Annotated in this window: 20 protein-coding genes; 11 read left to right on the top strand and 9 right to left on the bottom strand. The window is 58.4% G+C overall.

The window, feature by feature from the left end; genetic code table 11:
• The coding region (locus E4O97_RS12615) for a hypothetical protein (protein ID WP_248161434.1) at nt 1-230 on the top strand (230 nt) is incomplete at its 5' end.
• 36 nt (nt 231-266) lie between these two features.
• Here E4O97_RS12615 and tyrS read toward each other — a convergent pair.
• Nucleotides 267-1,466: a tyrosine--tRNA ligase gene (gene tyrS / locus E4O97_RS12610; RefSeq protein WP_078822466.1), complete on the bottom strand. Its 1,200-nt coding sequence runs from the start codon at nt 1,464-1,466 to the stop codon at nt 267-269.
• Nucleotides 1,467-1,674: 208 nt separating this feature from the next.
• On the opposite strand from tyrS, the gene E4O97_RS12605 reads away from it, so the two are divergent.
• Both E4O97_RS12605 and E4O97_RS12600 read left to right on the top strand, forming a co-directional pair.
• On the top strand, nt 1,675-3,087 hold the full coding sequence (locus tag E4O97_RS12605) for a peptidoglycan DD-metalloendopeptidase family protein (RefSeq protein WP_005792000.1): 1,413 nt from the start codon (nt 1,675-1,677) through the stop codon (nt 3,085-3,087).
• Between the two features lie 3 nt (nt 3,088-3,090).
• Nucleotides 3,091-4,182, top strand: coding sequence for an anhydro-N-acetylmuramic acid kinase (locus tag E4O97_RS12600; RefSeq protein WP_032879209.1), 1,092 nt, complete (start codon nt 3,091-3,093; stop codon nt 4,180-4,182).
• Between the two features lie 69 nt (nt 4,183-4,251).
• Here the strand turns inward: E4O97_RS12600 and erpA are convergent, their stop codons facing one another.
• Nucleotides 4,252-4,602: an iron-sulfur cluster insertion protein ErpA gene (gene erpA / locus E4O97_RS12595; protein ID WP_003176443.1), complete on the bottom strand. Its 351-nt coding sequence runs from the start codon at nt 4,600-4,602 to the stop codon at nt 4,252-4,254.
• A 164-nt stretch (nt 4,603-4,766) separates the two neighbouring features.
• Complete coding sequence (argC, locus tag E4O97_RS12590) at nt 4,767-5,801, bottom strand: N-acetyl-gamma-glutamyl-phosphate reductase (protein ID WP_078822468.1); 1,035 nt, start codon at nt 5,799-5,801, stop codon at nt 4,767-4,769.
• A gap of 134 nt (nt 5,802-5,935) precedes the next feature.
• Here argC and hemJ point away from each other — a divergent pair, with 134 nt between their 5' ends.
• From hemJ to coq7, 6 genes are all read left to right on the top strand, one after another.
• Nucleotides 5,936-6,364 carry a protoporphyrinogen oxidase HemJ gene (gene hemJ, locus E4O97_RS12585; protein ID WP_032879206.1) on the top strand — a complete coding sequence of 143 codons (429 nt, stop codon included), beginning with the start codon at nt 5,936-5,938 and terminating at the stop codon, nt 6,362-6,364.
• 25 nt (nt 6,365-6,389) lie between these two features.
• A complete protein-coding gene (locus E4O97_RS12580) occupies nt 6,390-7,352 on the top strand; it encodes a nitronate monooxygenase family protein (protein WP_005792009.1) in 963 nt (320 codons plus the stop codon).
• A gap of 68 nt (nt 7,353-7,420) precedes the next feature.
• A complete protein-coding gene (locus E4O97_RS12575) occupies nt 7,421-8,383 on the top strand; it encodes a DUF805 domain-containing protein (protein WP_032879205.1) in 963 nt (320 codons plus the stop codon).
• 63 nt (nt 8,384-8,446) lie between these two features.
• Nucleotides 8,447-9,235: an SDR family oxidoreductase gene (locus E4O97_RS12570; protein ID WP_032879204.1), complete on the top strand. Its 789-nt coding sequence runs from the start codon at nt 8,447-8,449 to the stop codon at nt 9,233-9,235.
• Between the two features lie 45 nt (nt 9,236-9,280).
• Nucleotides 9,281-9,619, top strand: coding sequence for a histidine triad nucleotide-binding protein (locus E4O97_RS12565; RefSeq protein ID WP_032879203.1), 339 nt, complete (start codon nt 9,281-9,283; stop codon nt 9,617-9,619).
• A gap of 85 nt (nt 9,620-9,704) precedes the next feature.
• A complete protein-coding gene (gene coq7, locus E4O97_RS12560; RefSeq protein ID WP_005792017.1) occupies nt 9,705-10,352 on the top strand; it encodes a 2-polyprenyl-3-methyl-6-methoxy-1,4-benzoquinone monooxygenase in 648 nt (215 codons plus the stop codon).
• A 49-nt stretch (nt 10,353-10,401) separates the two neighbouring features.
• Here coq7 and E4O97_RS12555 read toward each other — a convergent pair whose 3' ends face one another.
• Nucleotides 10,402-10,824: an OsmC family protein gene (locus tag E4O97_RS12555; protein WP_003210947.1), complete on the bottom strand. Its 423-nt coding sequence runs from the start codon at nt 10,822-10,824 to the stop codon at nt 10,402-10,404.
• 246 nt (nt 10,825-11,070) lie between these two features.
• Here E4O97_RS12555 and crp point away from each other — a divergent pair, with 246 nt between their 5' ends.
• Nucleotides 11,071-11,715 (top strand): cAMP-activated global transcriptional regulator CRP, encoded by a 645-nt coding sequence (gene crp / locus E4O97_RS12550; RefSeq protein WP_103735280.1) that lies wholly within the window; start codon nt 11,071-11,073, stop codon nt 11,713-11,715.
• Here the strand turns inward: crp and E4O97_RS12545 are convergent.
• From E4O97_RS12545 to E4O97_RS12530, 4 genes are all read right to left on the bottom strand, one after another.
• Nucleotides 11,712-12,407, bottom strand: a complete 696-nt coding sequence (locus tag E4O97_RS12545) for a lipoate--protein ligase family protein (protein WP_078822469.1) — start codon at nt 12,405-12,407, stop codon at nt 11,712-11,714. The two genes, crp and E4O97_RS12545, sit on opposite strands and share 4 nt — an antisense overlap.
• 144 nt (nt 12,408-12,551) lie before the next feature.
• The gene (trpC, locus tag E4O97_RS12540) at nt 12,552-13,388 is read right to left on the bottom strand and encodes an indole-3-glycerol phosphate synthase TrpC (RefSeq protein WP_248136217.1); all 837 of its coding nucleotides are present in this window, start codon (nt 13,386-13,388) and stop codon (nt 12,552-12,554) included.
• Nucleotides 13,385-14,434: an anthranilate phosphoribosyltransferase gene (gene trpD, locus E4O97_RS12535; RefSeq protein WP_003194694.1), complete on the bottom strand. Its 1,050-nt coding sequence runs from the start codon at nt 14,432-14,434 to the stop codon at nt 13,385-13,387. The genes trpC and trpD overlap by 4 nt, the downstream gene beginning before the upstream one ends.
• 9 nt (nt 14,435-14,443) lie before the next feature.
• A complete protein-coding gene (locus tag E4O97_RS12530; RefSeq protein ID WP_032879198.1) occupies nt 14,444-15,037 on the bottom strand; it encodes an aminodeoxychorismate/anthranilate synthase component II in 594 nt (197 codons plus the stop codon).
• Nucleotides 15,038-15,447: 410 nt separating this feature from the next.
• Between E4O97_RS12530 and estP the strand changes: the two genes are divergently transcribed.
• Entirely contained in the window at nt 15,448-17,370 is a 1,923-nt protein-coding gene (gene estP, locus E4O97_RS12525; protein ID WP_032879196.1) for an esterase EstP, read from the top strand.
• Between the two features lie 122 nt (nt 17,371-17,492).
• Here estP and trpE read toward each other — a convergent pair whose 3' ends face one another.
• A complete protein-coding gene (trpE, locus tag E4O97_RS12520; protein ID WP_005792028.1) occupies nt 17,493-18,974 on the bottom strand; it encodes an anthranilate synthase component I in 1,482 nt (493 codons plus the stop codon).
• Nucleotides 18,975-19,036: the final 62 nt, after the last annotated feature.

Raw genomic sequence — 19,036 nt, 5'->3', positions numbered from 1 at the left:
TATTTTCAGAAGCTTTCGAAGATTTCTTCAACAACTTCAACCACTTGCGCTTCCGATCTCTCGTCAGCGGGAGGCGAATTCTACAGCGTTACACGCTGCTGTCAACACCTCTTTTTCAACTTCCTTTTGGCTTCGATGAACTGAAGCAACTTGCTGCCGAAAACTACGCAACTCATTGTTTACCAAGGAGTTTTCCGTTTCGACTGCGCCGGAAGTGGGGCGAATTATAGACAGATATAATTCGCCGTCAACATCTAATTTCAGACTTATTCGGATTTGAGCGTAATTCGCGCAAACGCCTTCTTACCCGCCTGACAAACGTGAGTGGCGCCCAGCTCATACATAAATGTGCGATCAACCACTTCACCATCTATACGTACACCACCCGACCCCAAGAGATCACGAGCGACCGCCGAGTTCTTCACCAAGCCCGCCTTATTAAGGACAGCCGCAATCGGCATAGCCTCGGCAGCGGTCAGTTCAATCTCCGGCAGATCGTCCGGCAGCTCACCATCCTTCATACGGTTACCAGCTGCACGATGCGCACTGGCAGCAGCCTCTTCGCCATGGAAGCGCGCGACAATCTCCTCAGCCAGCTTGATCTTCACATCACGCGGATTGGCGCCTGCCTCTACGTCCGCACGCAACGCATTGATTTCGTCCATCGAGCGGAAACTCAACAGTTCGAAGTAACGCCACATCAACGCATCAGGGATGGAAACCAGCTTGCCGTACATTACGCCCGGCGCCTCCTGGATACCGACATAGTTACCCAGGGACTTGGACATCTTCTTGACGCCATCCAATCCTTCCAGCAACGGCATAGTCAGAATGCACTGAGCCTCCTGACCGTATGCGCGCTGCAACTCACGCCCCATCAGCAGGTTGAACTTCTGATCGGTACCGCCCAACTCAACATCCGCACGCAGAGCCACCGAGTCATACCCCTGGACCAATGGGTAGAGGAACTCATGAATCGCGATCGGCTGATTGGTGGAGTAGCGCTTGTCGAAGTCATCGCGCTCGAGCATACGTGCCACGGTGTACTGGGAGGTCAGGCGAATAAAGTCTGCCGGCCCCATCTTGTCCATCCAGGTGGAGTTGAATGCCACCTCGGTCTTGGTCGGATCAAGGATCTTGAACACTTGGGTCTTGTAGGTCTCGGCATTATCGAGAACCTGCTCACGAGTCAGCGGCGGGCGCGTAGCACTCTTGCCGCTGGGATCACCGATCATTCCCGTGAAGTCACCGATAAGAAAGATGACTTGATGGCCCAGCTCCTGGAACTGACGCAGCTTATTAATAAGCACGGTATGACCAAGGTGCAGATCCGGCGCAGTCGGATCAAAGCCAGCCTTGATACGCAGGGGCTGGCCACGCTTAAGCTTTTCGATCAGCTCAGCTTCAACCAACAGTTCTTCCGCACCACGTTTTATCAGCGCTAGCTGCTCTTCAACCGACTTCATAACAGACCCGCAAGGCTCAGATTCAAAAGGGAACCAACCATACAAGATCAGGGACTAATTACAAGTTTTGCCCTGCGCACGGACACCGTTCAGCGAGCCCAGCATTCGCGAGCTTGCGCCACAGATGATTTGGTTATATTTTATACAGTTATTTCATCTTCATCATGTCATTCATCTTTTCCATTTCATCTTCAAAGTCAAATTACCTATGACCACTGAACCGTCTAAAGCGCCGCCGCTTTACCCGAAGACCCACCTGCTCGCCGCAAGTGGTATCGCCGCCCTTCTCAGCCTGGCACTGCTGGTATTCCCTTCCAGTGACGTAGAAGCCAAACGAACATCCCTGAGCCTTGATCTGGAAAGCCCAGTTGAACAACTGACACAAGATCAAGACGCTTCCGACGCCCAACAAGCCACAAACACTGCAACTGAATCACCTTTCGCACAGATCGAAAGCGCTCCCGAAGACACCCAGCAAGCCGCCCAGGAAGCACCTGCGGCAGCTGCCGCAAAGAATCCCCAGCATCGCGAAGTCATCGTGGGCAAAGGCGACACGCTATCCACCCTGTTCGAAAAGGTTGGGCTGCCTGCCACCGCTGTGAATGAAGTGCTGGCCAGCGATAAGCAAGCCAAGCAATTCACCCAGCTCAAACGCGGCCAGAAGCTTGAATTTGAACTGACGCCAGACGGCCAGTTGAACAACCTGCACACCAGCCTCAGCGACCTGGAAAGCATCAGCCTGAGCAAAGGTGCCAAAGGCTTCGCCTTCAACCGCATCACCACCAAGCCGGTTATGCGTTCCGCCTACGTACACGGGGTGATCAACAGCTCCTTGTCACAATCGGCTGCCCGAGCCGGCTTGTCCCACAGCATGACCATGGACATGGCCAGCGTATTTGGCTATGACATCGACTTCGCTCAGGACATCCGCCAGGGCGACGAATTCGATGTGATCTACGAACAGAAAGTGGCCAACGGCAAAGTGGTGGGCACTGGCAATATTCTTTCTGCGCGCTTCACCAACCGCGGCAAAACCTACACAGCCGTTCGCTACACAAACAAACAAGGCAATAGCAGCTATTACACGGCCGACGGCAATAGCATGCGCAAGGCCTTCATCCGTACGCCCGTGGACTTCGCCCGTATTAGCTCGCGTTTCTCCATGGGCCGCAAGCATCCAATTCTGAACAAAATTCGCGCACACAAGGGTGTGGACTATGCCGCTCCGCGTGGCACACCCATCAAGGCGGCGGGCGACGGCAAGGTACTGCTGGCGGGGCGCCGGGGTGGTTACGGCAATACGGTGATCATCCAGCACGGCAACACTTACCGTACGCTATACGGCCACATGCAAGGGTTCGCCAAGGGCGTCAAAACCGGCGGCAACGTGAAGCAAGGTCAAGTGATCGGCTACATCGGCACCACCGGCCTGTCCACCGGACCGCACTTGCATTATGAGTTCCAGGTCAACGGCGTACACGTCGACCCCCTGGGTCAAAAACTGCCAATGGCCGATCCGATCGCCAAGGCCGAACGCGCACGCTTCATGCAACAGAGCCAGCCGTTGATGGCACGGATGGATCAAGAGCGCTCCACCTTGCTGGCTTCGGCGAAGCGTTAAGGTATGCCGCTCTATATCGGTGTGATGTCCGGAACCAGCCTTGATGGACTGGATATCGCCCTTATCGAGCAAGGTGCGGCGATCAAGCTGATCGCCACGCACTACATCCCGATGCCAGACACCTTGCGGGCTGAACTTCTGAGCCTGTGCGCCAGCGGCCCGGATGAAATCGCCCGCTCGGCAATCGCCCAGCAACAGTGGGTAACACTCGCCGCGCAAGGCATCCGGGCCTTGCTGGAGCAAAACCGCTTCAAGCCTCAGGACATCCGCGCAATTGGCAGCCATGGGCAAACGATCCGCCATGAACCCGCTCGAAGCTTTACCGTGCAGATCGGCAACCCTGCCCTGCTCACCGAGCTGACAGGGATCAGCGTAGTCAGCGACTTCCGCAGCCGTGATGTTGCCGCCGGAGGCCAGGGAGCCCCTCTGGTTCCAGCGTTTCATGAAGCTCTGTTTGGCGAGCACACTGGCAATCGCGCAGTGTTGAATATCGGCGGGTTCAGCAACCTCAGCCTTATCGAGGCGAACAAGCCTGTAGCGGGTTTCGACTGCGGTCCCGGGAATGTTCTTCTGGATGCGTGGATTCACCACCAGCGCGGTGAACACTTCGACCGCGACGGGCAATGGGCCGCCAGCGGCAAGGTTCAGCCTCAACTACTCAACGCATTGCTCAGCGACCCGTTCTTCTTGACCAAAGGCCCCAAAAGCACAGGTCGCGAAGTGTTCAATCTGGCCTGGCTGCAACAGCACCTGAGCCCGTTGCCCGTCTTTGAGCCCGAAGACGTGCAGGCCACTCTGCTGGAGCTGACGGCCCTCACCATCGTCGAATCTCTGCAAAGCGCACAGACGAGCACTGAGACGTTGCTCATCTGCGGCGGCGGCGCGCACAACACGATGCTGATGAATCGGCTGACCGCGCTATTGCCTTCTACTCACGTCAGTAGCACAGCCACTTACGGGGTAGACCCGGACTGGGTCGAAGCCATGGCCTTCGCCTGGCTGGCGCACTGCTGCCTGGAAGGCATCGCCGCCAACCGCCCTAGCGTAACCGGCGCCCGTGGGTTACGGGTGCTCGGCGCCATCTACCCGGCCTAAACTAGCTTCAGACAGCAAAACGCCGCTTGGCCCATAAAAGCCAAGCGGCGTTTCTGTATCCGCTACCGATCAGATCGAGAACGAAGATCCGCAGCCACAGGTAGTGGTGGCATTAGGGTTCTTGATCACGAAACGCGAACCTTCCAGACCTTCCTGATAATCCACCTCGGCACCAGCCAGGTATTGGAAGCTCATCGGATCCACGACCAGGCTGACGCCCTCGCGCTCGACGATGGTGTCGTCATCGGCCACATCTTCATCGAAGGTAAAACCGTACTGAAACCCTGAACAACCGCCGCCCGTAACAAATACGCGCAGCTTCAAGCGATCATTACCCTCTTCATCGACCAGGCTCTTCACCTTGTGCGCAGCACCGTGGGTGAATTGCAAAGCCGTGGGGGTGAAGGATTCAACGCTCATGCTGATAATCTCCCGGCGTAGCGCCGCCATATGCGTAATGACCGGCATTATCCGCTTCTCCTAGAAAAGCGGTCAACTATTGTTACGGTATATCAATCTGTGCAGCCGCCATAAAAAAACGAAAGGCCCGATCACCGGGCCTTTTGCGTAACCACCAGACTGCGTTAAGGCAACATTCCCGCGTGGGCCAGGCCCAACTTCTCATCCAGACCGAACAGGATGTTCATGTTCTGCACCGCCTGGCCCGACGCGCCTTTGACCAGGTTGTCGATCACCGACAGCACCACAACCAGGTCGCCATCCTGCGGACGATGCACGGCGATACGGCACACATTGGCACCACGCACACTACGAGTCTCCGGGTGGCTGCCCGCCGGCATCACGTCGACGAACGGCTCATTGGCATAACGCTTTTCAAACAGCGCCTGCAAGTCGACCGAGCGATCAGTGACGGTTGCATAAAGCGTGGAGTGAATCCCACGGATCATTGGCGCCAGGTGCGGCACAAAGGTCAGCCCCACATCCTTGCCCGCGGCGCGACGCAACCCCTGGCGGATTTCAGGCAAGTGGCGATGGCCTTTTACCGCATAGGCTTTCATGCTTTCCGACGTTTCGGAGTACAAAGACCCCACCGCCGCACCACGACCAGCGCCGCTGACGCCCGATTTGCAGTCGGCGATCAGGCGCGACGCATCCGCCAAGCCAGCTTCCAGCAATGGCAGGAACCCCAACTGTGTCGCCGTCGGATAGCAACCTGGTACCGCGATCAGGCGTGCTTGCTTGATCTGCTCACGATTGACTTCCGGCAAGCCGTACACTGCCTCCTCCAACAACTGCGGCGCTCCATGAGGCTGACCGTACCACTTGGCCCACTCATCGGCGTCCTGCAGGCGGAAGTCGGCCGACAAGTCGATAACCTTGGTGCCGGCCGCCAGCAACTCACCGGCCAGTGCATGGGCGACACCGTGAGGCGTGGCGAAGAACACCACGTCGCACGCGCCCAGGGTCTTGATGTCCGGCACGCTGAACGCCAGGCCGTCATAGTGGCCTCGCAGGTTCGGGTACATATCGGCCACGGCCAGCCCAGCTTCGGATCGGGAAGTGATGACCGCCACCTCAGCTTGCGGATGCTGAGCCAACAGACGCAGCAATTCGACACCGGTGTAACCCGTGCCGCCGACGATACCGACCTTGACCATAAACCTGCCCTCAACGAACCCACTGGAAAGCCGTCGATAATAGGGGCCGTATCGTCCTGCGACAACCGTCAACGTGACGTACGGGCGCATGAGCCACTACTATCTTCGCTACCGTGAACCTGGGAATAACCAAAATGCTCTATCTATGGGTCAAAGCCTTCCACATCGTCAGCATCGTCTGCTGGTTTGCCGGGCTGTTCTACCTGCCGCGCCTGTTCGTCTACCACGCCCAAAGCGAAGACAGCGTCAGCAAGGAGCGCTTCAGCGTTATGGAGCGCAAACTGTACCGCGGCATCATGGGACCGGCGATGATTGCCACACTGGTCTTCGGTATCTGGATGCTGACGCTCAACCCCGGCATTTTCCAGTCAGGCGCGTGGATGCACGCCAAACTGACCCTGGTCGTTCTGCTGATCGGCTACCACCATATGTGTGGAGCGCAGGTAAAACGCTTCGCCCGTGGCGAAAACACCCGCAGCCATGTCTTTTATCGCTGGTTCAATGAAGTACCGGTTCTGATATTGCTGGCTATCGTAATTTTGGTCGTGGTCAAACCGTTCTAGTTTCAATTACTCGGGGGAACTTCCAATGTCGCTGCCCGCTTTACTGGAACAACATCTGCGCCTACCCGTCGTGGTGGCGCCGATGTTTCTGATTTCCAATCCGCAACTGGTCCTGGCCTGCTGTCGTAATGGCGTGGTTGGCAGCTTCCCGGCGCTCAACCAGCGTGAAAGCAGTGGTTTCAGGGCCTGGCTGGAAGAAATCGAAGCGGGCTTGGCCCAGTTGGACAACCCTGCTCCCTATGCTGTGAACCTGATCGTGCACAACAGCAACCCACGGTTGGAAGCAGACCTGGCAATCTGCGTAGAGCACAAGGTACCCATCGTCATCACCAGCCTCGGCGCGGTAAAGGAACTGGTCGATGCCGTCCACAGCTACGGCGGCCTGGTGTTTCATGACGTCACCACCCGGCGACATGCCGAGAAAGCCGCTGAGGCGGGCGTCGATGGCCTGATTGCCGTAGCCGCGGGTGCCGGTGGCCACGCTGGCACCTGGAGCCCCTTCGCTCTGATTGCCGAGATTCGCCAGTTCTTTGATAAAACCCTGCTGCTGGCCGGTTGCCTCAACCACGGCCACGAAATTCTCGCCGCCCAGTTGCTGGGCGCCGACTTGGCGTATTTCGGCACGCGCTTTATCGGTACTACCGAAAGCCACGCGCCAGATGCCTATAAAGAGATGCTGCTCACATCGCGCGCCGCCGACATCGTTCACACTCCGGCAGTCTCCGGCGTACCTGCGAGCTTTATGCGCCAGAGCCTGGAAAATGCCGGTTTCGACCTCGCCGCGCTGCAAGGCAAAGGTGAAGTCAATTTCGGTTCCAAGCTCAAACCATTGAGTGATGAGGCCAAAGCGTGGAAAACTGTATGGTCAGCGGGCCAGGGCGTCGGTGAAATCGATGATTTACCCAGCGTCGATGAACTCGTCGCCCGCCTGGATGCCGAATACCGCAAAGCACGCGAGCATGCCGCGCAACTGCGCTGGCCACGCTGACCCACTGCACGGCCCGCCGATTGGACGGGCCTGCACACCCTCCCTGATTAAGTGACAAGGATGCCCGCATGAGCGACAACCGTTTCAAGATTGTGTTTGACGGAGCCTTGCTTCCGGGTGTCGAAAGCACCACCGCCAAGCTGAACCTCGCCGAGCTGTTCAAGAGCGATGTCGAGGCGATCGAAAAACTCTTTACCGGCCGCCCGGTCGCGCTCAAACGCGATCTTTCCCGCCCCGATGCCGAAACCTACCTGACGGCATTGAAAAACGCCGGGGTCGACGCACGCATCGAAGCCGAACAGCCCGTGGCGTTCAGCCTCGCTGAAACCCACGAGACGAGCTCCCCTGGCTCCGACTTTTCCCGCTCCGAAGCTTCGCCTTATGCCCCGCCACGCGCAGCGGTTGGCGATGACTTGCCGGAGTTCGCCACACTCAAGGTCTTCACCATCCACGGGCGCATCGGGCGCCTGCGTTATCTGGCCTGGACACTGGCGCTGACCGTCGCGTTGCTGGTAGCCGCAGGCATCATCAGTACCGTCGGCTTCGCAGTGGCGACAGCCTCGCCAACCATAGCCATCATCCTCGGCTCGCTACTGGGTTTCGCACTGTTTGTTGCTCTGGTAGTCGTGAGCGTGCAAATCGGTGTGCAACGCTTGCACGATATGGGCTGGTCTGGCTGGCTGTACTTGCTGAACCTGGTTCCAGTGGTCAATAGCGTGTTCCCTATCCTGTTGCTGGTATTGCCGGGGAACGCGGGTGCCAACCAATACGGCGCACCGCCACCACCGAATTCTACTGCGGTGAAAATCCTGGCCTCGCTGTGGCTGGCGTTTATTCCATTGATGCTCATCATCGGCCTGACCCTGGGCATGAACGGCTACCTGGATCAACTTGAAGCCAACATGGACAGCAGCTACGAAAGCAGCTCAATGACCTCCGATGAAGGCGCCGATCAAAGCGTCATCACTGATGAGGCCGCAGAGCAAAGTGCTGACGACGCAGCCGAACCTGTAGACTCTACGCAACAGTGAAGAAACGCCCGCCTGCCTGTGACGCCACTGTCACAGGCAGGCGACGTTGCGATGGAGAAAGGCATGACCCGTTACGCTCTGATCACCGGCGCCTCCAGCGGCATCGGCCTGGCTTTGGCCGAAGCGCTGGCTCGACGCGGCCGCAGCCTGATTCTCGTGGCCCGTCAACGTGATCAGTTGGAAAGCATTGCCATCGAACTGACCCAACGCTTCGGTGTCGAGGTGTTGTTTCGTGCCTGCGACTTGGGCGAGCCGCTGCGTTTGTCCGGTTTTTTGCTGGAACTCGAAGAAGGCGAGCGGCAGATCGACCTGCTGGTCAACTGCGCAGGCATCGGCACCAGCGGGCCATTTTTGGCCCAGGACTGGATGACCGAGCAAGACCTGATCGAAGTCAACATCCTGGCGCTAACCCGTATGTGCCATGCCCTCGGCAACTCCATGGCGCTGCAAGGCGGCGGGCAGATACTCAATGTCGCTTCGATCGCCGCCTTTCAGCCAGGCCCGTGGATGAGCAGCTACTACGCCAGCAAAGCTTATGTATTGCACTTCTCTGAGGGCTTGCGCGAAGAACTGAAGACCTGCGGCATCAAGGTTTCAGTGCTGTGCCCCGGCCCTACGCGCACCGCGTTCTTCGGCACTGCGCAGATGGACACCGCAAAACTCGACCGCAGCCAGCAGCTAATGAGCCCGGAGGAAGTCGCGCTCTACACCGTACGCGCGCTGGAAAAGAACAAAGCCATCATCATTCCCGGGCGCCGCAACCGCTGGCTGGCATTCAGCCCACGTTTCAGTCCACGCTGGCTGACCCGCAAGATTGCCGGCGCCATCAACAAAGCCTATTGCCCACGCTAACCGCCTGATTACACTTACCTACACTTTCACCCTGGAGAAACAGCTGTGGATACTCTGTTCACCAAGATCATCAACCGAGAAATACCCGCCAGGATTATCTATGAAGATGATCAAGTCCTCGCCTTCCACGATATCGCCCCACAGGCGCCGGTGCATTTTCTGGTTATTCCGAAAAAGCCGATTCGTACCCTCAATGACTTGACCGAGGAAGACAAAGCCCTGGCCGGCCATATTTTGTTCACCGCCCAGCGCCTGGCCGTGGAACAGGGCTGCGAAAAAGGCTTTCGTGTGGTGATGAACTGCAATGAAGACGGTGGGCAGACTGTCTACCACATCCATATGCACGTGCTGGGTCAACGTCAGATGAACTGGCCGCCGGGTTGAGTGCCCAGGGTCAAATTGACTCAGCGCAAACGCTTCGTCCTCTCTTGCGGTAAACTGGCCGCCGAGATTCTTCCCGGAGGTCAGCATGACTACCCAACGTCACTACTCGCCGATTGACCGTCTGCTGCTGCAAGCCGATATGGCCATGCGCACGCTGTTGCCATTCAGTGGCCAACCGTACCGCCCGTCACCGGCCATCGTACAGCCCGATGCCCAGATGAGCGAAACGGACACCCGCCATGTCGCCGGCCTGATGCGCATCAACCACACCGGCGAAGTGTGTGCCCAGGCGCTGTATCAAGGCCAGGCGTTAACTGCCAAATTGCCGCAGGTACGTGCAGCGATGGAGCATGCGGCCGAGGAAGAGATCGACCACCTGGCCTGGTGCGAACAACGTATCCGCCAATTGGGCAGCCACCCCAGCGTGCTGAACCCGCTGTTTTACGGTTTGTCATTTGGTATCGGCGCCGCCGCTGGTTTGATCAGCGACAAAGTCAGCCTCGGATTTGTCGCCGCGACAGAACATCAGGTGTGCAAGCATCTGGATGAGCATCTTGAGCAACTGCCGGCCGAAGATGAAAAGTCCCGCGCCATCCTTGAGCAGATGCGCATCGATGAAGAACACCATGCAGATAGCGCGCTGGACGCGGGCGGCTTCCGCTTTCCAGCACCGGTGCGCTTCGGCATGAGCGTTTTAGCCAAGGTCATGACCAAAAGTACCTACAGGATCTAAACCCAAAAAAGGGCGCTCGAAGCGCCCTTTCTTTTGCCAATTACCGCAATCAGCCCAACTCGATGATTTCATAATCGTGAGTGATGGCCACACCCGCGGCACCCAGCATGATCGACGCCGAGCAATACTTCTCGGCCGACAGCTCGATTGCACGCTTGACCTGGGCTTCCTTCAACGCCCGGCCCTTGACCACGAAATGCATATGGATCCTGGTAAATACCTTGGGGTCTTCAGTGGCGCGCTCGGCTTCCAGGAAGGCTTCGCAGCTTTCCACTGCCTGGCGGGACTTCTTCAAGATGCTGACCACATCAAAATTGCTGCAACCGCCAACACCCAGCAGCAACATTTCCATCGGGCGTACACCCAGGTTACGGCCACCGGCTTCCGGCGGACCGTCCATGACCACCACATGGCCACTGCCCGACTCACCGAGGAACATGGCTTCGCCCGCCCATTGGATGCGTGCCTTCATCGCCCAGACTCCACTGCTAAAAAAGGGGCGCCAGCTTAGCACAGGCCCTTGAAACAGCAGCGCCCCGGATAAAATCGATAAATGACTGCGTTTGCCGCTAAATTGGCTAATCGAGGCAGAATGTGTCTGGTAAGCTGGCGCCAAATCAATGGCGCATTGCCATGATTCTTACAGCCGGCATCAATGCCGATGCCGCTGGATAAAAACAACGCCACTTACACCGTGCAGTCTTTTCGGGATACAACCATGGTTGCTCTTACTCCCACACCCAAGATCAAGAACCTCGACAAGCTGTTGATGCATTGTCAGCGTCGGCGTCATCCGGCCAAGCACAACATCATCTGCGCCGGCGAGCGCTCGGAAACCCTGTTCTTCATTATCAAGGGCTCAGTCACCATCCTGATCGAAGATGAAGACGGTCGCGAAATGATCATTGCCTACCTCAACACCGGCGATTTCTTCGGAGAGCTGGGGTTGTTTGAACAAGCAGGCAAAGAACAGGAGCGTAGCGCCTGGGTCCGAACCAAAGTCGAGTGCGAAGTGGCCGAGATCAGCTATGCGAAATTTCGCGAATTGGCCCAGCAAGATCCGGATATCTTGTACGCCCTGAGCGGCCAGATCGCCCAGCGCCTGCGCGACACTACGCGCAAGGTCGGCGACCTGGCGTTCTTCGATGTGACCGGTCGTGTGGCGCGTTGCCTGTTGGAGTTGTGCAAGCAACCCGATGCCATGACCCATCCCGACGGCATGCAAATCAAGATCACCCGCCAGGAGATCGGGCGCATTGTCGGTTGTTCGAGGGAGATGGTCGGCCGCGTGCTCAAGGACTTGGAAGAGCGCAACCTGGTACACGTCAAAGGCAAGACGATGGTGGTATTCGGCACCCGTTAAACCGGCAGGAAGCTGGCCAGCATCTGACGGTACAAGGTATCGAGCCGATTGATCGCATCCGGTGCCGGAAAGGCTTCGTGCAGCGCGATATGGCTCTCGGCGCGAACCCGCTGCTCCAAGCCACAGGCTTGATTGAAGCGGTTGACCGCCGCAATCAACTCCTCACGATCATTCTCCAGCAACATCGCCCCATGCACCAACCCGACCGGGCGGCCACCGCTTTGTCGCCAACGCTGGGCCGTGCCCACCATTTTGCGACCATTGAGATTGACGTTGTAACGACCGTCGCAAAAGGCACCGTCAATTTCGCCGACGGATGCATCGCCGCCCAATTCAATCAATAGATCACAGATCGGTTGGCACAAGCGCTGATAACCCGTCTCGATGCGCCCTTGGTCGCCTTCGCTACGGGGCGGGGCATAGACCAGGGCGATATTGACCGTGGCGCCGGACTGCGGCACAGGCTCACCGCCGGTTTCACGCAGCAATACCGGCCAACCCGCACCGGCCGAGACTTGGCTCGCCGCCGCGAAGGCAGGCAGCCGGCTCAAACGGCGCGGCATGACCAGCGCTTGGTCGCTGGGCTGCCAGAACAGCAGCCCGAATTCCTGCTCATGCGCGCAAACGGCTGCCAATAGGGCTTGCTCGGCGGCAAGGCCTGCTTCGACAGTCATGATCACGGGCTGGAGCATCGAACACCTACCTATCTGAATAAACACAAAACCCAATATGGGAGCTGGCTTGCCTGCGATAGCGGTGTGTCAGCTACACAGAGGTTGGCTGACCCGCCGCTATCGCAGGCAAGCCCGCTCCCACAGTTTCGAGCGTATTTCACATCAATCCAATGTCGAACCACTGACCGTCGTACCGCGCTCCGGAAAGAACAGGCGCTGCAGTTCTGCTCCCGGGTTCTCGGCGCGCATAAATGTCTCGCCCACCAGGAATGAGTAAACGCCGCTGATTTCCATCAGTTCCACATCGGCACGGTTGACGATGCCACTCTCGGTAATCACCAGGCGGTCGCGAGGAATACGCGGCAACAGATCCAGGGTATTTTCCAGGCTGACTTCAAAGGTATGCAGGTTACGGTTGTTGACCCCCACCAGCGGGGTGTCGAGGGTTTTCAATGCGCGCTCCAGCTCATCGCCGTCATGCACCTCAACCAACACATCCAGGCCGACACTTTTGGCCACGGCCGCCAACTCCGCCATCTTCACGTCATCCAGCGCCGAGACGATCAGCAATACGCAGTCGGCGCCCAGAGCACGGGCTTCGACGATCTGGTACGGGTCAACCATGAAATCCTTGCGGATCACCGGCAACTTGCACGCCGCGCGAGCTTGTTGCAGGAATAGGTCGCAACCCTGGAAGTAGTCGATATCGGTCAACACAGACAGACAAGTCGCCCCGCCCTTCTCATAGCTGACGGCGATTTCAGCTGGTACGAAGTTTTCGCGGATCACGCCTTTGCTCGGCGAGGCTTTCTTGACCTCGGCGATCACTGCCGGTTGCTTGAGCTTGGCCTGGGCGATCAGAGCATTGGCAAAGCCACGCGGCGCATCAGCGGTTTTAGCCTGCGCCTCAAGCTCAGCCAGGCTCACACGGGCGCGGCGTTCGGCCACTTCCTCGGCCTTGCGGGCCAGGATCTTTTCCAGAACGGTTGGCACACTCATCCCTCATTCTCCATCTTGAATACGGCAGTGAATGCACCCAGCTCTTCGAGCTTCTCTCGAGCCAGACCGGTGTGCAGCGCATCGTGGGCCAACGCGACACCTTCCTTAAGACTATAGGCATGGTCGGCTGCGTAAAGTGCCGCGCCAGCATTCAGAACGATCATTTCCGCAGCTTTCTGGCCGTTTTCGGTTTTGCGACGCCCCAGGGCATCGCGAATCAGTTCCAGCGAAGCTGCCGGGCTCTCCACTGCCAGGCCGTGCAAACTCTGGCTTTTCATGCCCAAGTCTTCAGGCTCGACCCAGTATTCGGTGACCTCGTCGTTTTTCAGCTCTGCAACAAAGGTCGGCGCCGCCAGGCTGAACTCGTCCAGGCCGTCTTTGGAATGCACTACCAGCACATGCTTGCTGCCCAAGCGTTGCAAGACTTCGGCCAGCGGCCGGCACAACGCCTGGCTGAACACTCCCACCACCTGATGCTTCACACCGGCCGGATTCGTAAGCGGGCCAAGCATGTTGAACAGGGTACGCAGGCCAAGGTCCTTGCGCGGGCCGGCCGCGTGTTTCATGGCGCCGTGATGAGATTGGGCAAACATGAAGCCGATGCCAACGCTGTCGATACAGCGCGCGACTTGCACAGGCGTGAGATTCAGATAGATGCCGGCCGCTTCCAGCAAGTCGGCACTGCCGCTCTTGCCGGACACTGCGCGGTTACCGTGCTTGGCAACGGTGCAACCAGCGGCGGCCACCACGAAGGATGACGCTGTCGATACGTTGAAAATATTCGCACCGTCACCGCCGGTGCCGACCACATCGACGACGCCGTCGAGGGTCTTGAGCTCAACCTTGTCCGCCAGCTCGCGCATCACCGAGACCGCGCCGACGATTTCGTCGATGCTCTCGCTCTTCATGCGCATTGCCATCATAAAGGCGCCGATCTGCGCGTCGGTGCATTGACCGGTCATGATTTCGCGCATCACATCGCTCATTTCAGCGGTGCTCAGGTCCAGATGGCCGACGATACGGCTCAGGGCAGTCTTGATATCCATGAAAAGTCCTTAGCGCGTGCCGCCGCTCTGCTTGAGAAAGTTGGCGAACAGCTCGTAGCCCTGCTCGGTCAGGATTGATTCAGGGTGAAACTGCACCCCTTCGATGTTCAGTGTCTTGTGACGCAGGCCCATGATCTCGTCGACCGAACCGTCTTCCAACTGGGTCCAGGCGGTCAGCTCCAGGCATTCAGGCAAGGTGTCACGCTTGACCACCAGCGAGTGGTAACGGGTCACCGTCACCGGCATGTTCAGGCCTTGGAATACACCAAGGTCCTTATGAAACACCGGGCTGGTCTTGCCATGCATCACCTGACGCGCACGCACCACATCGCCGCCAAACGCCTGACCAATGGACTGGTGACCCAGGCACACGCCCAGGATCGGCAGCTTGCCGGCGAAATACTGGATGGCTTCCAGCGAGATACCCGCCTCGGTCGGCGTGCAAGGGCCAGGCGAAACCACAATGCGCTCAGGGTTCAGGGCGGCGATTTGCGCAACGGTGAGTTCATCATTGCGCACCACCTTGACGTCCGCGCCCAGCTCGCCCAGGTACTGCACAACGTTGTAGGTAAAGGAATCGTAGTTATCAATCATCAGCAACATGTGGGTTCAAACCTCTTGAATTCACTGATTTCAAATGACCGCCTTTCAGAAGGGTAACCCGCTGCCAAACGCACGTTCCGGTTGCCGGGGTTGGCCGGCAAGGGGCGTCAGACACAGGGTGAAGAAGGCAGATCGGTACAGGTCCGGCCAGGCCGGCAGAGAAAAATGTCAGGCGCGCCAACGCCAACGGGCGTGTGCCTTGACTACTCGCATCAAGAGTTTGCTGATGATCAACACGGGGAGGGTCTCATTCATACGTTCAGGCACAGTAACGTAGCCTCGCCAGCGGTGCAATATGGAGCAGCAAATACGGGGGCCTGCGTAGGCGCATTCCGCATATCCCTACAGAAAATGCCGGAAGTTTTGCTAGTGTTTCGTTTCCTGCATAAAAACAACCAAATGGAATTCTCATGCTCAAACCAGCGTTTTTCACACCCCTTGCCGGCTGCCTCTTGGCACTGGCCTGCACCCAAGCCTTTGCCGCCCCGTCACCTTATTCAGCCATGGTGGTTTTCGGCGACAGCCTGGCCGATGCAGGCCAGTTCCCCGATGGTTCGAATGGCTCGACACTACGTTTTACCAACCGGACAGGTCCAAACTTCCAGGGTGAGTACGGCCTGGTTTCATCAACCCTGTTGGGCACCAAACTGGGTGTGGCCCCCAACGACTTGAATGCCTCCACCTCACCGGTTCGGGCGGCCCAAGGCTTGCCAGATGGAAGCAACTGGGCGGTCGGTGGCTACCGCACCGATAACATCCTGGACTCTATTACCTCGGTCTCCAACGCCGCGATCCCACCCGGAAATCCTGGCGGTGGCACAGTGTTGCGCAGTCGCCAGGGCTATCTACCGGCTAACGGCGGACGAGCCGACCCGAACGCGCTCTACTTCCTTTCCGGTGGTGGCAATGACTTCCTTCAAGGCCGCGTGCTCAGCCCCGCGCAAGCAGTCGCCGCAGGCGGGAGACTGGCCGACAGTGCCCAAGTGCTGCAGCAAGCCGGTGCGCGTTACATCATGGTGTGGATGCTGCCCGACCTGGGGCTGACGCCCGCCATCAACGGCACCCCACAGCAGGCCGCGACCTCTGCCCTGAGCAATATTTTCAACCAATCGCTGGTACAGCGCCTGTCGCAAATCGATGCCCAGGTTATTCCACTGAACATCCCGCTGCTATTGAACGAAGCCTTCGCCGATCCTGCGCGCTTCGGCCTCGCAACCGGGCAAAACCTGACCGCCACCTGCTTCAGCGGCAACAGCTGCACCGCCAACCCGGTCTATGGCATCGGCGGTACCAACCCGGACCCGACCAAGCTGGTCTATAACGACTCGGTCCACCCCACCGTAGCCGGGCAACAGCTGATCGCCGACTATGCTTACTCGCTGCTCGCAGCGCCCTGGGAGCTGACCTTGCTGCCGGAAATGGCCCAAGGCACGTTGCGCGCCCATCAGGACGAACTACGCAACCAATGGCAAGCAGACAACGGCCACTGGCAAGCCGTCGGCCAATGGCGCGCAATCGTGGCCGGCGGCGGTCAGCGCCTGGACTTCGATGATCAGAGCAGTTCAGCCAGTGGTGACGGCAGCGGCTATAACCTGAATATCGGTGGCAGCTACCGGCTTGATGACAATTGGCGTGTGGGCGTTGCAGCCGGCCTGTACCGGCAGACACTCGAAGCCGGGGCCAGCGACTCGGACTACAAGCTCAACAGCTACATGGGCACGGCATTCGCGCAATATCAGCACAATCAATGGTGGGCCGACGCCGCGTTAACGGGTGGCAAGCTGGACTTCGACAGCCTCAAACGCAAGTTCGCCCTGGGCGTCAACGAAGCGTCCGAGAAAGGCGACACCGACGGTTGGCTCTGGGCCTTGAGCGCTCGCTTGGGTTACGACCTTGCTGCACCGGGTAGCGATTGGCACCTGTCACCCTTCGTCAGCGCCGATTACGCACGCGTCGAAGTGAATGGCTACTCGGAGAAAAACAGTCGCTCCACCGCACTGACCTTTGATGACCAACAACGCGACTCCAGGCGCCTGGGCGTCGGCCTGCAAGGTAGCTACCGCATCACCCCGCAAACCCAGGTATTTGGCGAAGTGGCCCACGAGCATGAGTTCGAAAATGACACCCAGAAGGTGAACATTTCGCTCAACAGTGTTCAGGGGATCGACTTCAAGCTGGACGGCTACACGCCTCGCAGCAACTCTGACCGTTTGAGCCTTGGGGTCAGCCACAAACTGACTCAGGAGCTGGCGTTGCGGGCGGCATATAACGTGAGGAAGGATGACAACCTGACCCAGCAAGGGGTCAATGTGGGGGTGAGTCTGGATTTCTAAATACCACGCAAAACAAATGTGGGAGCTGGCTTGCCTGCGATGGCGGTGGATCAGTCACTGAATATCTCGACTGATACACCGCCATCGCGGGCAAGCCAGCTCCCACACTTTTTATTCCAGCTTTAGTCTTGTGGGGTTTGCTCTGCCAGCGCCACAGCACGAAACATCGCCCGGCGCTTGTTCAAGGTTTCTTCCCACTCAAGGGCCGGCACCGAGTCCGCCACAATCCCGCCACCGGCCTGTACATGCAGTTCGCCATCCTTGATCACCGCGGTGCGGATCGCGATCGCAGTGTCCATATTGCCGTTCCAGGCGAAGTAACCGACGGCACCGCCATACACGCCACGCTTGACCGGCTCCAGTTCGTCGATGATTTCCATCGCACGGATTTTCGGTGCGCCCGACAAGGTGCCCGCCGGCAAAATCGCGCGCAGTGCATCCATCGCCGTCAGCCCGGCCTTCAGTTCGCCAGTCACGTTGGACACGATGTGCATCACGTTGGAGTAGCGCTCGATGACCATCTTCTCGGTCAACTTCACCGAACCGATTTCTGAAACACGCCCGGTATCATTGCGCCCCAGATCGATCAGCATCAGGTGCTCGGCGATTTCCTTGTCATCGCTGAGCAGGTCTTCTTCCAGCGCCAAGTCTGCCTCTTCGGTCGCGCCACGTGGGCGTGTGCCGGCAATCGGGCGTACGGTGATCAGGTTATCTTCGACGCGCACCAGCACTTCCGGCGAGCTGCCCACCACGTGGAAGTCGCCAAAGTTGAAGAAGTACATATACGGCGTCGGGTTGAAGCACCGCAGCGCACGATACAGGTCGATCGGCGCGGCCTTGAAGTCGATGGACATGCGTTGTGACGGCACCACTTGCATGCAGTCACCGGCGAGGATGTATTGCTTGATGGTATCGACTGCGCGCTCGTAGTCATCCTGCGTAAAGCTGGAGCGAAACACCGGGTCGGCCGCAGGTGGGCGGCTCAGGTCGAGGCCGCGACGCGGGGTGATCGGCTGGCGGAGTTTTTCCAGCAGCGCCTGCAGACTGGCCTGGCCTTGCTCGAAGGCATCCGCTTGAGCAGGGTCGGCAAGGACAATCGCATGCATCTTGCCGGCAAGGTTGTCGAACACCACTACTGCGTCGGAGACCATCAGCAAAATGTCCGGCACACCCAATGGGTCTGGGTTCGGACATTTCCCAAGACGCTTTTCGACATAGCGCACGCAGTCATAGCCGAAATACCCCACCAGGCCACCATTGAAACGCGGCAGGCCGGCAATGGTCGGTACGTTGTAGCGCGCCTTGAAAGCTTCGACGAAGGCCAGCGGGTCTTCAACGTCATGGCTTTCAATCTCTACGCCATCGTGGGTGATGCTGACATGATGGTCGTGCACGCGCAGCACTGTGCGGCATGGCAGGCCGATGATCGAGTAACGGCCCCATTTCTCGCCGCCCTGTACCGATTCGAGCAGGTAAGAGTTGGGCGCATCGGCAAGCTTCAGATAAATCGACAACGGCGTGTCGAAGTCGGCCAGGGTTTCGCAGGCCAGGGGAATACGGTTATAGCCGGCAGCGGCCAAACGCAGGAATTCTTCACGGATCATGGGGGAGCCTCGTGGCTTGAGGGTCAAACGGTCAGGTAGGCAAACGTGCCGCAGCGCGGCGA

Source organism: Pseudomonas sp. W15Feb34, from assembly GCF_023127765.1.
Taxonomy (GTDB): Bacteria; Pseudomonadota; Gammaproteobacteria; order Pseudomonadales; family Pseudomonadaceae; genus Aquipseudomonas; species Aquipseudomonas synxantha_A.
The sequence above is the reverse complement of the archived record's forward strand: the minus strand, read 5'-3'. Positions and strand labels throughout refer to the sequence as shown.